This window comes from Streptomyces sp. NRRL S-1813 (assembly GCF_000719605.1).
GTDB lineage: Bacteria > Actinomycetota > Actinomycetes > Streptomycetales > Streptomycetaceae > Streptomyces > Streptomyces decoyicus.
In genome coordinates, this window is record NZ_JOHB01000022.1 from 130,509 (window position 1) to 143,115 (window position 12,607).

The 12,607-nt window shown below is 71.5% G+C and carries 13 protein-coding genes and 2 pseudogenes; 7 read left to right on the plus strand and 8 right to left on the minus strand.

The genetic code is table 11. The features are described 5' to 3' along the window. Positions 1 to 115: 115 nt before the first annotated feature. From IF67_RS43225 to IF67_RS0126670, 4 genes are all read left to right on the plus strand, one after another. Entirely contained in the window at positions 116 to 274 is a 159-nt protein-coding gene (locus IF67_RS43225; RefSeq protein WP_107050307.1) for a DUF4177 domain-containing protein, read from the plus strand. Further along, entirely contained in the window at positions 271 to 735 is a 465-nt protein-coding gene (locus tag IF67_RS0126660; protein ID WP_030989797.1) for a RidA family protein, read from the plus strand. The genes IF67_RS43225 and IF67_RS0126660 overlap by 4 nt, the downstream gene beginning before the upstream one ends. 125 nt (positions 736 to 860) lie before the next feature. Beyond that, positions 861 to 1,802, plus strand: a complete 942-nt coding sequence (locus tag IF67_RS0126665) for an NUDIX hydrolase (RefSeq protein WP_030989798.1) — start codon at positions 861 to 863, stop codon at positions 1,800 to 1,802. Next, on the plus strand, positions 1,799 to 2,635 hold the full coding sequence (locus IF67_RS0126670) for an MBL fold metallo-hydrolase (RefSeq protein ID WP_030989800.1): 837 nt from the start codon (positions 1,799 to 1,801) through the stop codon (positions 2,633 to 2,635). The genes IF67_RS0126665 and IF67_RS0126670 overlap by 4 nt, the downstream gene beginning before the upstream one ends. 157 nt (positions 2,636 to 2,792) lie before the next feature. Here the strand turns inward: IF67_RS0126670 and IF67_RS0126675 are convergent, their stop codons facing one another. Beyond that, positions 2,793 to 3,602 carry a nucleotidyltransferase gene (locus tag IF67_RS0126675; protein WP_030989801.1) on the minus strand — a complete coding sequence of 270 codons (810 nt, stop codon included), beginning with the start codon at positions 3,600 to 3,602 and terminating at the stop codon, positions 2,793 to 2,795. 249 nt (positions 3,603 to 3,851) lie between these two features. After that, positions 3,852 to 4,526 (minus strand): Crp/Fnr family transcriptional regulator, encoded by a 675-nt coding sequence (locus IF67_RS0126680; RefSeq protein ID WP_006604164.1) that lies wholly within the window; start codon positions 4,524 to 4,526, stop codon positions 3,852 to 3,854. Between the two features lie 314 nt (positions 4,527 to 4,840). On the opposite strand from IF67_RS0126680, the gene nth reads away from it, so the two are divergent. The 3 genes from nth to IF67_RS0126695 are packed head-to-tail and all read left to right on the plus strand — an operon-like array spanning position 4,841 to position 8,008. Further along, a complete protein-coding gene (nth, locus tag IF67_RS0126685) occupies positions 4,841 to 6,013 on the plus strand; it encodes an endonuclease III (protein WP_078889644.1) in 1,173 nt (390 codons plus the stop codon). Between the two features lie 53 nt (positions 6,014 to 6,066). Beyond that, complete coding sequence (locus IF67_RS0126690) at positions 6,067 to 6,795, plus strand: NUDIX hydrolase (protein ID WP_030989805.1); 729 nt, start codon at positions 6,067 to 6,069, stop codon at positions 6,793 to 6,795. 13 nt (positions 6,796 to 6,808) lie between these two features. Next, on the plus strand, positions 6,809 to 8,008 hold the full coding sequence (locus IF67_RS0126695) for a MarP family serine protease (RefSeq protein WP_030989808.1): 1,200 nt from the start codon (positions 6,809 to 6,811) through the stop codon (positions 8,006 to 8,008). A 118-nt stretch (positions 8,009 to 8,126) separates the two neighbouring features. Here the strand turns inward: IF67_RS0126695 and IF67_RS45240 are convergent, their stop codons facing one another. The 6 genes and pseudogenes from IF67_RS45240 to IF67_RS46365 form a co-directional block, all read right to left on the minus strand. Next, a complete protein-coding gene (locus IF67_RS45240) occupies positions 8,127 to 8,324 on the minus strand; it encodes a hypothetical protein (protein WP_078889645.1) in 198 nt (65 codons plus the stop codon). 248 nt (positions 8,325 to 8,572) lie between these two features. Continuing rightward, entirely contained in the window at positions 8,573 to 9,511 is a 939-nt protein-coding gene (locus IF67_RS0126700) for an alpha/beta fold hydrolase (RefSeq protein ID WP_030989810.1), read from the minus strand. Then, complete coding sequence (locus IF67_RS0126705; protein WP_030989811.1) at positions 9,508 to 9,966, minus strand: phage holin family protein; 459 nt, start codon at positions 9,964 to 9,966, stop codon at positions 9,508 to 9,510. Before IF67_RS0126705 ends, IF67_RS0126700 begins: the two co-directional genes overlap by 4 nt. A 44-nt stretch (positions 9,967 to 10,010) precedes the next feature. Next, positions 10,011 to 11,363 carry a Na+/H+ antiporter NhaA gene (gene nhaA, locus IF67_RS0126710; RefSeq protein WP_420708718.1) on the minus strand — a complete coding sequence of 451 codons (1,353 nt, stop codon included), beginning with the start codon at positions 11,361 to 11,363 and terminating at the stop codon, positions 10,011 to 10,013. A 367-nt stretch (positions 11,364 to 11,730) separates the two neighbouring features. Further along, positions 11,731 to 12,134, minus strand: a pseudogene (locus IF67_RS39555) (IS30 family transposase); the annotation flags it as partial. A 117-nt stretch (positions 12,135 to 12,251) separates the two neighbouring features. Continuing rightward, positions 12,252 to 12,470 (minus strand): annotated as a pseudogene (locus tag IF67_RS46365) (IS30 family transposase); the annotation flags it as partial. Between the last annotated feature and the right edge of the window lie 137 nt (positions 12,471 to 12,607).

Here is a 12,607-nt window from a genome sequence, read left to right on the forward strand (position 1 = left end):
GGGATGTCCCGTAGGGGCCCGGTTGCCGCGCTCCCGAACGCCGTGCGGGACGGGTGCGGGCGGCCTGTGGCGGACGGCGTCCACCGCTGTCGTGGACAGGCATTACGCTCGGCCCATGACCAAGTGGGAATACGCGACCGTGCCGCTGCTCGTGCACGCGACGAAGCAGATTCTGGACACCTGGGGCGAGGACGGCTGGGAGCTGGTCCAGGTCGTTCCGGGCCCGAACAACCCCGATCAGCTGGTGGCCTACCTGAAGCGGGAGAAGGCGTGAGCGCGGCGGAGGACAAGATCGCGGCGCTCGGCCTCAAGCTGCCGCAGGTCGTGCCGCCGCTGGCCACGTACCAGCCCGCGGTGCGCTCCGGCTCGTACGTCTTCACCTCCGGCCAGCTGCCGATGGTGGACGGCGCGCTGCCGGCCACCGGCAAGGTGGGCGCCGAGGTCAGCGCCGAGCAGGCCAAGGAGCTCGCCGCGACCTGTGCGCTCAATGCGCTGGCGGCCGTGAAGTCCCTCATCGGCGACCTGGACAAGATCCAGCGCGTCGTGAAGGTCGTCGGCTTCGTGGCCTCCGCACCGGACTTCACCGGCCAGCCGGGCGTCCTCAACGGCGCCAGCGAGCTGCTGGGCGAGATCCTCGGCGACAAGGGCGTGCACGCCCGGTCCGCGGTGGGCGTGGCGGTGCTGCCGCTCGACGCACCGGTCGAGGTCGAGATCCAGGTCGAGATCGCCGAATAGGCACCCGGTCAGGGCCGCTGAAGCCCGGGGCGTGTGCCGTGCGCCCGGGGGCCCCTCGTCAGCAGGGGCCCTCCGGCGCGCAAGACACCCTCGAACATCCGCGCGTGAGCGCATAGCATCCGGCCATGTCGTCCACGACCAATGGCCAGTGGTACCCGCCCGAATGGCCGGACCGCATCCGGGCGCTCGCGAACGGCGAGCTGACCCCTCCCGAGCCCCGGCGGGCCGCCACCGTCCTGCTGCTGCGGGACTCCGCTTCCGGCGGCCCCGCCGTCCACATGCTGCGCAGACGCACCTCCATGGCCTTTGCCGGGGGCGCGTACGCCTATCCGGGCGGCTCCGTCGATCCGCGCGACGAGCGCCCGGTGGCCTGGGCCGGCCCGTCACGTGCCCAGTGGGCGGTCCGTATGGGCGTCGACCCGGCCACCGCCCAGACCATCATCTGCGCGGCGGTCCGCGAGACGTTCGAGGAGGCGGGCGTGCTGCTCGCGGGCGCCTCGGCCGACACGGTCGTCACGGACACCACCGGCGAGGACTGGGAGGCCGACCGCGCCGCCCTCGTCGCCCATGAACTGCCCTTCGCCGACTTCCTGGGCCGTCGCGGGCTCGTCCTGCGCTCCGATCTGCTCGGTGCCTGGGCCCGCTGGATCACCCCGGAGTTCGAGCCGCGGCGCTACGACACCTGGTTCTTCGTGGCGGCGCTCCCCGAGGGCCAGCGCACCCGGAACGCTTCCACGGAGGCGGACCGTACGGCGTGGATCCGGCCGGAGGAGGCGGCCGCCGGCTACGACCGCGGTGAGCTGCTGATGATGCCGCCGACCATCGCCACGCTCCGCTCGCTCCAGCCGTACGCCACGGTCGAGGACACGCTGGCGGCGGCAGAGGCCCAGAACCTGACGCCGGTGCTGGCCCGGGCCCGCCTCGTGGGCGACGAGATCGAGCTGAGCTGGCCGGGGCACGACGAGTTCACCAAGCACATCGCGCAGACCGACGCCGCCACCGGTGCTCCCGGGGACGCCGACGGCTCCTCGGACCGCCCCGGCCCCTCGGGAGGGACCCCCGCATGACCGAAGCATCCGCCCTCCCCGGTCAGCCCCGTGGCGGAGTGATCTCGGGGCCCGCCACCGCGCGCGCCCGGTGTGTCCTGGCCCCGAACCCGTCGCCGATGACGCTGGACGGCACCAACACCTGGATCGTCGCCGAGCCGGACTCCGATCTCGCCGTCGTCATCGACCCCGGGCCGCTCGACGAGAGCCACCTGCGAGCCGTCATCGACACCGCCGAGCGGGCCGGCAAGCGCATCGCGCTGACCCTGCTGACCCACGGTCACCCGGACCACTCCGACGGCGCCGCCCGCTTCGCCGAGCTGACCGGTTCGGCCGTGCGCGCGCTGGACCCGGCGCTGCGCCTGGGCGACGAGGGGCTCGACGCGGGTGAGGTCATCACCACCGGAGGCCTGGAACTGCGTGTGGTGCCCACACCGGGCCACACCGGGGACTCGCTCTCCTTCCACCTCCCGGCCGACCGCGCGGTGCTCACGGGCGACACGATCCTGGGGCGCGGCACCACCGTCGTCGCCCACCCCGACGGACGGCTGGGCGACTACCTGGACTCGCTGCGCCGGCTGCGGTCCCTCACCGTCGACGACGGGGTGGCGACGGTCCTGCCGGGCCACGGGCCGGTGCTGAACGATGCCCAGGGGGCGGTGGAGTTCTATCTGGCGCACCGGGCGCACCGGCTCGCCCAGGTGGAGACCGCGGTCGAGGCCGGCCACCGCTCGCCCGCCGAGGTCGTCGCCAGCGTGTACGCCGATGTCGACCGTTCCCTGTGGCCGGCCGCCGAGCTGTCGGTGCGGGCACAGCTGGACTACCTGGGCGAGCACGGGCTGATCGAGGGCTGACGGGCGGGGGCTGACGGGCAGGGGCTGGTGTCGGGGCTGTGCGCGCGGCCGATGGCGAAGATCGGCGGGTCGGCGGCCGGGGCTGACGGCGGCGACCGCAGGCCGGGCTGACGGCCAAGACCTGTCCTCCGTCGGCCGAGAGGCGCCGTCAGCTCGCCTACGGCCGGGGTGCCTTCGCCCCGTGGACGGCCAGATACTCGGCGGCCAGCCAGGGGGCAAGGCCGGTGAGCAGCTCGTCCAGCAGCTCCGGGTACGCGGCGGGCGTCCGGGCGGCGTGCGCCGCGGCGCACATCTGCTCGGCGTACGCCGGGTAGTAGCGCCCGAACACCTCGGCGGACTCGGCGAGATCACTCGTCCAGCCGCCCCAGCGCGGCATGACCAGGGTCAAGCCGGTGCGTACGAGCCGGCGCGCCACCCCCCGGGTCAGCCGGATGCGCTCGGCTTCCGTGGTGGCCGCCGTGGCCTTCTCGCGCAGACCGGGCAGGCTGTGGATCAGGTCGCCGTTGGTCTCGCGGGCGAGGAGCGACGTGGGGCGGTAGCGGGGCAGCTCGGCGGCGAGATCCCGGCCGCTGAGCGGGGTGCACAGACAGGCGACGAACCAGCCGTGGTCGTACCGCTCCCGCTCGCTGCGCAGGCGGTCCACGCCGAACAGCAGGATCCCCACGCCGTTGATCTGCGGGAAGGCGGCATCCAGGCCCTGCTCGACGGCGTGGACGACGGCGCGGTCGGCGTCGGTGGGCTCGTCCCGCAGGGCGAGCAGCGCGTCGAGGTCGGAGACTCCGGGGACGGCGGTGCCGCGCGGGACGCTGCCGAAGAGATAGCTGCTGTGCAGGCGGTCGGGGCCGAAGCGCTCGCGGATCCGGGCGCCGAGCTCCGCCACGACGGGCGCGAACGGCGCGGAGACGCGGTCCAGGGCCCCTTCCCGTACGAAGCAGCCGTCCCGGTCCAGCCCCGTGCCGTTGGTCATGGCGCCACTATGGCGAGGGGGCCGGCGGTGGGGCGACCGGATTACGGGGGCAGCCGGTAGTCCCGACTACCGGGTCAGCCAGTGGCCCCGATTGCCGAGGGAGCCGGTGGTCCTGCTTACGGGGCGAGCCGGTGGTCCCGCTCGGAGGGCGGTCCGGTGGTCGCGCGGCTCCATGGCGGAGCGGCCGGCGGGACCACGACGAAGGGCCCCGCCGGAGCGGGGCCCTTGCCAGGCTGTGTACGAGCCGGATCAGCGCGAGCGCTTGGCCAGCCGCTCGACGTCCAGCAGGATCACGGCGCGCGCCTCCAGGCGCAGCCAGCCGCGGCCCGCGAAGTCCGCGAGCGCCTTGTTGACCGTCTCGCGCGAGGCACCGACCAGCTGCGCCAGCTCCTCCTGCGTCAGGTCGTGGACGACGTGGATGCCTTCCTCGGACTGCACGCCGAAGCGGCGCGACAGGTCGAGCAGGGCGCGGGCCACACGGCCCGGCACGTCCGAGAAGACCAGGTCGGACATCTGGTCGTTGGTCTTGCGCAGTCGGCGGGCGACTGCACGCAGCAGGGCCGTGGCCACCTCCGGGCGGGCGTTCAGCCAGGGCTGAAGGTCGCCGTGGCCCAGGCCGAGGAGCTTGACCTCGGTGAGGGCGGAAGCCGTGGCCGTACGCGGGCCCGGGTCGAAGAGCGAGAGCTCACCGATCAGCTCGCCGGGGCCGAGGACGGCGAGCATGTTCTCCCGGCCGTCCGGGGAAGTGCGGTGCAGCTTCACCTTGCCCTCGGTGACCACGTACAGGCGGTCGCCGGGGTCCCCTTCGTGGAACAGGGCGTCGCCGCGGGCGAGCGTGACCTCTCCCATTGAGGCGCGCAGCTCGGCCGCCTGCTCGTCATCGAGCGCCGCGAAGAGCGGTGCGCGCCGCAGAACGTCGTCCACGAGATCTCTCCTTGTCGACATGCTCCGGGGGACTGTGGTCCCCATCATGCCGGAATGCAAAACAGTGCGATCAATCACAAGTTTGCCGGACCGGTGCCGCGAGCCGTAAGGCAGGGGGCCGATTGGGGTCAGGAATCACAGTGATCAAGCCGGATGTCAGTGGCTGGCCTTAGTCTGGCCGAGTGTCCAATACGCCGGTGAGAGCAGAGGAGTGGGGGGCCGGACGAGTGAGTGCAGGGCGTAATTCCGCTGTGGGCGAACAGCGGTCCGACCGCACCTCGAATTCCGATAAAAGTAACAAATCGCCCTCCGGGGTGACGTCCGGCCGGAAGCCGGCCGTCCGCAAGCCCGGCGCGTCGCGACCGGCGGCGCAGGACACCACCGCGCAGACCTCCGTGAAGAAGACCTCGGTAGGCAGGACCTCGGCAGGGAAGAAGGCCGCCGTGAACGAAACTCCAGAGAAGCCGGCGGCGGCCACGAAGGCCGCAGCGAAGAAGGCCGTCACGAAGAAGGCCACCGCGCAGAAGGCCGTCGCCGAGCAGGCGACCGCGAAGACCACCGCGAAGAAGACCACCGCGAAGAAGGCCACTGCGGCCGCCGAACAGGCACCCGCCAAGAAGACCGCCACTGCCAAGAAGACGACGGCGAAGAAGACGACGGCCAAGACAGCCACCGCAAAGGCCCCTGCCAAGAAGGCACCCGCGCGCAAGCCCGAGTCGCGCGCCGCCATGGTCCGGCGGGCCCGCCGGATCAACCGTGAGCTGGCCGAGCTGTATCCGTACGCCCATCCCGAGCTGGACTTCACCAACCCCTTCGAGCTGCTGGTCGCGACGGTCCTGTCCGCGCAGACCACCGACCTGAGGGTCAACCAGACCACCCCGCGCCTCTTCGCGGTCTGCCCGACGCCCGAGGACATGGCCGCGATGGACCCGGAGCGGCTGGAGGAGCTGATCCGGCCGACCGGCTTCTTCCGGGCCAAGACGAAGTCGCTGCTCGGTCTGTCGGCCGCGCTGCGCGACCGCTTCGGTGGCGAGGTGCCGGGCCGCCTGGAGGACCTCGTCACCCTCCCCGGGGTCGGCCGCAAGACCGCCAATGTGGTGCTGGGCAACGCCTTCGGCGTTCCGGGCATCACCGTCGACACCCACTTCGGCCGCCTCGCCCGCCGCTTCGGCTGGACCACCGCGGAGGACGCCGAGAAGGTCGAGGCGGATGTCGCCGAGATCTTCCCCAAGAGCGAGTGGACGATGCTCTCGCACCGGGTGGTCTTCCACGGCCGCCGTGTCTGCCACTCCCGCAAGCCCGCCTGCGGAGCGTGCCCCATCGCCCCGCTGTGCCCCGCGTACGGCGAGGGCGAGACGGACCCGGAGAAGGCGAAGAAGCTGCTGAAGTACGAGCTGGGCGGCCAGCCGGGGCAGCGGCTGAAGCCGCCGGCCGACTATCCGGGGCAGCCCGCTCCCCCGATGGCGCCCCCGGTGGCCGCTTCATGACGGCCGCCGTCCAGAGCTGACCGACGATCGACGCCAGGCCTGAGGGGGCGCGTATGAGGAGTGCACGGGAGCAGCGGTACGGCGAGGAGGCGGACGCCCGCGGGGCGGCCTCCGGCCGGGATGTCATGGTCACGGCCGAGGGACTGCCCGAGTGGCTGTCCCCGGTGGCCCGCGCGGCCGCGACGATCGAGCCGCGCCAGCTCAGCCGTTTTCTGCCGCCGGAGAGCGGCGGCCGGCAGTCCGCGGTGCTGATCCTCTTCGGTCACGGCCCCCGCGGCCCCGAGCTGCTCCTGATGGAGCGCGCGGGCACTCTGCGCTCGCATGCCGGCCAGCCCTCGTTCCCCGGTGGCGCCCTCGACCCGGAGGACGGCGATCCGGACGGGCCCGGTCCGGTGCGGGCGGCGCTGCGCGAGGCCGAGGAGGAGACCGGTCTCGATCCGTCCGGTGTGCAGGTCTTCGGCGTGCTGCCGCGGCTCTACATCCCCGTCAGCGGCTTCGTGGTGACACCGGTTCTGGGGTGGTGGCGTCGGCCGAGCCCGGTCGGCGCGGTCGACGAGGCGGAGACCGCCCGGGTCTTCACGGTCCCCGTGGCAGATCTCACGGCCCCGGCCCATCGCGTGACCACGCGTCATCCCAGTGGCCACACCGGGCCCGCCTTCCTTGTCGAGAACGCCCTGGTGTGGGGGTTTACGGCCGGAGTCATCGACCGGCTCCTGCATTACGCCGGCTGGGAGATTCCGTGGGACCGTGACAAGGCGGTCCCGCTGGACTGGCGCTCGTGAGACGGTGTCCGGCGTGAACGTCCTGGACATCTTGCTGCTGGTCGCGGCCGTGTGGTTCGCGATCATCGGCTATCGGCAAGGCTTTGTCGTCGGCATCCTGTCCGTGATCGGCTTCCTCGGGGGCGGCCTGATCGCGGTCTATCTGCTGCCCGTGATCTGGAACGAGATCACCGGAGACGCGACACCCGGCACCTTCGCGGCCATCGCGGCGGTGGCCATCGTGATCGTGTGCGCCTCCGTGGGCCAGGCGTTCACCACCCATCTGGGCAACAAGCTGCGCCGCCACATCACCTGGTCACCGGCGAGAGCGCTGGACGCGACCGGCGGCGCGCTGGTCAACGTCCTGGCGATGCTGCTGGTCGCCTGGCTGATCGGCTCGGCGCTGGCCGGTACGTCCCTGCCGACGCTCGGCAAGGAGGTCCGTAACTCCAAGGTGCTGCTCGGCGTGTCCCGGGTGATGCCCCAGCAGGCCGGCACCTGGTTCGCCGACTTCTCCTCGGTCCTCGCGCAGAACGGCTTCCCGCAGGTCTTCACGCCGTTCTCCAACGAGCCGATCAACAATGTGCCGGCGCCCGACCCCCGGCTGGCCACCAGCCCGGTGGCGGCGCAGGCCAGGCGCAGCATCGTCAAGGTCGTCGGCACCGCCCCCGGCTGCGGCAAGGTCCTCGAAGGCAGCGGCTTCGTCTTCGGCCGGCACCGCGTGATGACCAACGCCCACGTGGTCGGCGGTGTGCGCGAGCCGACCGTCCAGGTGGGCGGCGAGGGCCGTACGTACGACGCCAAGGTCGTGATCTACGACTGGCAGCGCGATATCGCGGTCCTGGAAGTTCCCTCGCTGGAAGCGCCGGCGCTCCAGTTCACCAACGGGGACGCGAACAGCGGCAACAGCGCCATCGTCGCCGGCTTCCCGGAGAACGGCGGCTATGACGTGCGCTCCGCCCGTATCCGCGGCCGCATCCAGGCCAACGGCCCGGACATCTACCACCGCGGCACGGTACGCCGCGATGTCTACTCCCTCTACGCCACGGTCCGGCAGGGCAACTCCGGCGGCCCGCTGCTCACCCCGCAGGGCAAGGTCTACGGGGTCGTCTTCGCGAAGTCGCTCGACGACTCCAACACCGGCTATGCGCTGACCGCCGACGAGGTCCGCCAGGACGTCCTCAAGGGGCGTACGGCCCGGCAGCAGGTCGACAGCCAGGGCTGCGCGATCTAGGGCCTGTCCGCGCTGCCCCCGGGGGCGTGTCCGGTGATCACGGCCGGGCACGCGCTGCGGGGCGCGTCAGGCGCGGGGAGACGGGCTTCCCGCGCCCCGACGACGGCGGCGTGGAGGTTCAGGTACGGGGATGGCGTAGCCGTGCGCTCATCCAGCGCGCTCTGCGGCGCAGGATGAGGGGAATGCCCATGGGGTGCGCCGGATCGGGGGATTGGCCGGACCCGAGGTCCGGGGCTCCCCTGTCCTGAGTACCCACTGCAACAGCACTGTTGCGGCGGTTGCGTGCCACGTCACGGTAGTCGTGCGTCCAGCCCATACCCTCGACTCTGCCCGTGGCCCAAGGTCCGTAACCGCGTCGGGGACCGCCAATTGGCCTATGCGCGAGGCAAGTGGCTGTTCGTCATACGAGCGTTCGATCTCCCTGCGGACGTTCCCCGCTGAGCGGTCCGGTCCGCCCGCTCAGCGGTGCGCGGGCGGACCGGAAAAGGGGGGTGCGGTCCAGCGCCCTCAACGGTCGGCCCAGGCGGCCTCGTTGCCCCTGGACCGTGCTCCCGTCGCGGCTCGTCAGCGGTCCGGTTCCGGGTCCTTGAGCCAGTTGATCAGCTCCGTGGAGAACGCCACCGGGTCCTCCTCGTGCGGGAAGTGCCCCAGGCCGTCGAAGAGCCGCCAGCGGTACGGCGCCTCGACGTACTCGCCGGAGCCGGCCGCGCTGCGGGTGCGCATCACCGGGTCGAGTGAACCGTGCAGATGCAGGGTCGGGACCCGGACGGGCATCTTCATCCGGCGGTTGAACTGGATACCGTCGGGGCGCGCCATCGAGCGCACCATCCAGCGGTACGGCTCGATGGAGCAGTGCGCCGTCGAGGGGATGCTCATCGCCCGCCGGTAGACCGCGATCGCCTCGTCCTCGGGCGGCCGGGGCCCGGACCAGTCGCGGATCATCCGGCCCACCAGCGCCGCGTCGTCCGCCGTCAGCCGGCGCTCGGGCAGCCAGGGCTGCTGGAAGTTCCAGATGTGCGAACTCTGGGCGCTCTGCCGGACGTCGGCGAGCATCGCCGAGCGCCAGCGCCGCGGGTGCGGCATCGAGCTCACGGCCAGCCGGCGCACCAGCTTGGGCCGCATCACCGCCGCCGTCCAGGCGAGATAGCCGCCCAGGTCGTGCCCGACGAGCGCGGCGTCCGGCTCACCCAGGGACCGTATGACGCCGGTGACGTCCAGGGCGAGATTCGCCGGGTCGTAGCCGCGGGGGGTGCGGTCGCTGCCGCCGACGCCCCGCAGATCCATGGCCACCGCGCGGAAGCCCGCCTCGGCCAGGGCCGGAAGCTGGTGCCGCCAGGTCCACCAGAACTGCGGAAAGCCGTGCAGGAGCAGCACCAGCGGGCCGTCGCCCATCTCCGCGATGTGGAAGCGGGCGCCGTTGGCCGCGACGTCGCGGTGCGACACCGCTTTCCCGCCGGGGACGTCGAGCCGCACGACCGAAGCGGTGCTGTCAGGGGCTGTCATACCGATGAGCGTGTCACAGACTCCAGCACCGGGTGCTCCACCGGCTCCAGGCGCGGGTGCGGTTTGGCGTTCTGGAGGACGGCCGCGGTCTCCTTGGCGGAGTTGATGGACTTCTCCGGCTTCTTGATCTTCTTGACCTTGACCACTGCGAGGAGGGCCAGCAGCCCGGCCAGGACCAGGAAGGCGCCGCCGACGATCAGGAAGGACCAGGCGAGGCCGAGGCCGAGGTTGTGGATGCCGTACGCCGCCGCGAAGCTCAGCACCGGCAGCGCGAACAGCGCCAGTGCGCCCGCGACCATGAACGCGGCACTGCCGATGCCGGCCCGCTTGGCGTCCTGGCGGAACTCCGCCTTGGCCAGCGCGATCTCGTCGTGCACCAGCGCGGACATTTCGGCCGTGGCCGTGGCCACCAGCTGTCCGAGGCTGCGGTCCGTGCCGTCGTGCACTGCGCTCATCGCCGTCTCCCTCATCTCTTCACCCGGATGCAAAGCCTCTCAGATCATGCCGGACCATCGTCTCCGGCATGCGTGCCGGAGGCCACTTCGGCAAGCCGCCGGTGCTCGGCGGCCTTGGCTTCGTGGATCGCCGCCATCCGCAGGTGGTACTCCGGCTTGTCGAGTTCGTAGATGTCGGGGATGCCGTCCTGGTCCTCGTCCCGCTCCTCCTCCTCGCACAGCTTCTTGTACTTGGTGTTGCGGAGCTTGAGGAAGATGCCGGCGAACACGGCCGCCAGCAGCGAGCCGATGAGCACCGCTGCCTTGATCTCGTCGGTCAGTACCGGGTTCTCGGAGAAGGCGAGTTCGCCGATGAGCAGGGAGACGGTGAAGCCGATGCCGGCCAGGGAGGCGAGGGCGAAGACATCCGGCCACTTGAGGTCGGGGTTGAGTTCGGCCCTGGTGAAGCGGGCGGTGAGCCAGGTGCCGCCGAAGATGCCGAGGGCCTTGCCCACCACCAGGCCGAGTACGACCCCCAGGGTCTCCGGCCGGGTGAAGACGTCATGGACGGCGCCGCCGGATATGGACACGCCCGCGGAGAAGAGGGCGAACAGCGGGACGGCGAGGCCGGCGGAGAGCGGGCGGACCAGATGTTCGATGTGCTCGCCCGGCGACTGCGTCTCGCCGTCGCGCCGGGTGCAGCGCAGCATCAGGCCCATGGCGACGCCGGCGATGGTGGCGTGCACCCCGCTGTTCTCCATCAGGCCCCAGATGACCAGGGCGAGCGGGAGGTAGACGTACCAGCCCCGCACACCCTTGCGCAGCAGCAGGTAGAAGATCACCAGGCCGGCGACGGCGAGGCCGAGCGCCAGAAAGTTGATCTTCGAGGTGAAGAAGACCGCGATGATCAGGATCGCGAAGAGGTCGTCGACGACGGCGAGGGTGAGCAGGAAGGCGCGCAGCGCGGCGGGCAGGGAGGTGCCGATCACGGCGAGTACGGCGAGCGCGAAGGCGATATCGGTGGCGGTGGGGACTGCCCAGCCCTGGAGGGAGCCGCCGCCGATGCCGTTCACTGCGACGTAGACGGCCGCCGGCATCGCCATCCCGCAGAGCGCGGCGATCACGGGGAGCGCGGCGGCCTTCGGGTCGCGCAGCTCACCGGCCACCAGTTCGCGCTTGAGCTCGATGCCGGCGACGAAGAAGAAGACCGCGAGCAGTCCGTTTGCGGCCCAGTGCTGGACGGACAGGTCCAGGCCCAGTGCGGCCGGTCCCAGGTGGAAGCCGCGGACGGCCTCGTAGCTCCCGCCGAGGGTGTTGGCCCAGATCAGGGCCGCTACGGCGGCGGCGAGCAGAAGGACACCGCCGACGGTTTCGGCGCGCAGCGCGTCCGCGACGAAGTTCCGCTCGGGCAGCGGCATCCGCCCCAGGAAGGGGGAACGACGGTTGGTGGGGGCGCTCACGCGGTGACCTCCGGGCCTCTCGGTAGCTGCGTACGGCTGTTGCAGTTGCCGACCAGACTTCCCGGCGCACCCTGAGTTTCTTAGCGTGTCATTGACGCGGCTCCCACTTTACCGGGCGGGTGCAAGCGGCTATCCGGGGGCCTCACTTTACGGGCAATTCGGGCTTCGGGCCGCTGGAGGGCGGGCAGCGGAGGGGCGCGGGAGAGGTACCGGGTGCGCTGCACAGAGCCGGGCCGGCCGGGCGCGCGGACCGCCGGAGATGAGGGAAGGGGCACCCGGCCGGGTGGCGGTTTCTAGGGATCGTTGCAACACGTGGTCGTGTTGATCAGGCCGCGAGTAGTTTTTGCAGGCGCTCGGCTGGGGTTTCCCAGCCGAGCGTTTTGCGTGGGCGGCGGTTGAGCTGGTCGGCGACGGTCACGAGGTGTTCGGGGCTGTGGACCGAGAGGTCGGTGCCTTTCGGGAAGTACTGCCGCAGCAGGCCGTGGTGTTTTTGTTCGACCCGCGCTGCCAGGGGCCGGCGGGGTCGCAGAAGTAGACCGGGATGTCGGTGGCGAGGGTGAGCTCGCTGTGGCGGGCCATTTCGCTGCCCTGGTCCCAGGTCAGTGACCGCCTCAGCTGGACGGGCAGGCTCTGGGCGGTGGCCGTCAGAGCGGTCAGGACAGCCTCAGCTCCGTGGCCGCCCGGCAGGTGCAGGAGCATGACGTAGCGGGTGGCGCGTTCGACGAGGGTGCGTGCGTCTGCGCGGGCCTGGGCCGCGTGCGGGCGGTAGGCCCCGCTCCCCGGATGCCGGTTGCGGCGGATCTCCCGGCTGATGGTGGACGGGCTGCGGCCCAGCTCCGCGGCGATCGCCCGCACGGTCGCGTTCTCCCGCAGCCGGTCAGCGATGTGGATGCGGTCTTCCTCACGCAGGTACCGGGACGGCCCGGAAGGCGCTGCCACCATGGTGATCGGTGGCAGCGCCTTCCGGTTTCCGTATGCGTGACGCCCGTTACGCCACTTCTGGCCGGTCCGCTCGTCGATCCCGACGATCCGGCACGCTTCCCGGTTGCGCACACCCTGCTGCATGAGCCGGGAGTCTGCCTCCCGCTCCCGGGTGAGCTTCTTCCTGCCCTGAGGCTTCGTCCGGTCCCTACGGATCTCGAAGTCCAATGCATCCCCTGAACTGGGATGTTGCAACGACTCCTAGAACCCAAGGGTCGGCC

What these genes read in the sequence shown, in the direction of transcription:
- IF67_RS43225 (WP_107050307.1), top strand. Translation starts at nt 116, where the DNA reads ATGACCAAGTGGGAATACGCGACCGTGCCGCTGCTCGTGCACGCGACG.
- IF67_RS0126665 (WP_030989798.1), top strand. Translation starts at nt 861, where the DNA reads ATGTCGTCCACGACCAATGGCCAGTGGTACCCGCCCGAATGGCCGGAC.
- IF67_RS0126670 (WP_030989800.1), top strand. Translation starts at nt 1,799, where the DNA reads ATGACCGAAGCATCCGCCCTCCCCGGTCAGCCCCGTGGCGGAGTGATC.
- IF67_RS0126675 (WP_030989801.1), bottom strand. Translation starts at nt 3,602, where the DNA reads ATGACCAACGGCACGGGGCTGGACCGGGACGGCTGCTTCGTACGGGAA.
- IF67_RS0126690 (WP_030989805.1), top strand. Translation starts at nt 6,067, where the DNA reads ATGAGGAGTGCACGGGAGCAGCGGTACGGCGAGGAGGCGGACGCCCGC.
- IF67_RS45240 (WP_078889645.1), bottom strand. Translation starts at nt 8,324, where the DNA reads ATGGGCTGGACGCACGACTACCGTGACGTGGCACGCAACCGCCGCAAC.
- IF67_RS0126700 (WP_030989810.1), bottom strand. Translation starts at nt 9,511, where the DNA reads ATGACAGCCCCTGACAGCACCGCTTCGGTCGTGCGGCTCGACGTCCCC.
- IF67_RS0126705 (WP_030989811.1), bottom strand. Translation starts at nt 9,966, where the DNA reads ATGAGCGCAGTGCACGACGGCACGGACCGCAGCCTCGGACAGCTGGTG.
- nhaA (WP_420708718.1), bottom strand. Translation starts at nt 11,363, where the DNA reads ATGCCGCTGCCCGAGCGGAACTTCGTCGCGGACGCGCTGCGCGCCGAA.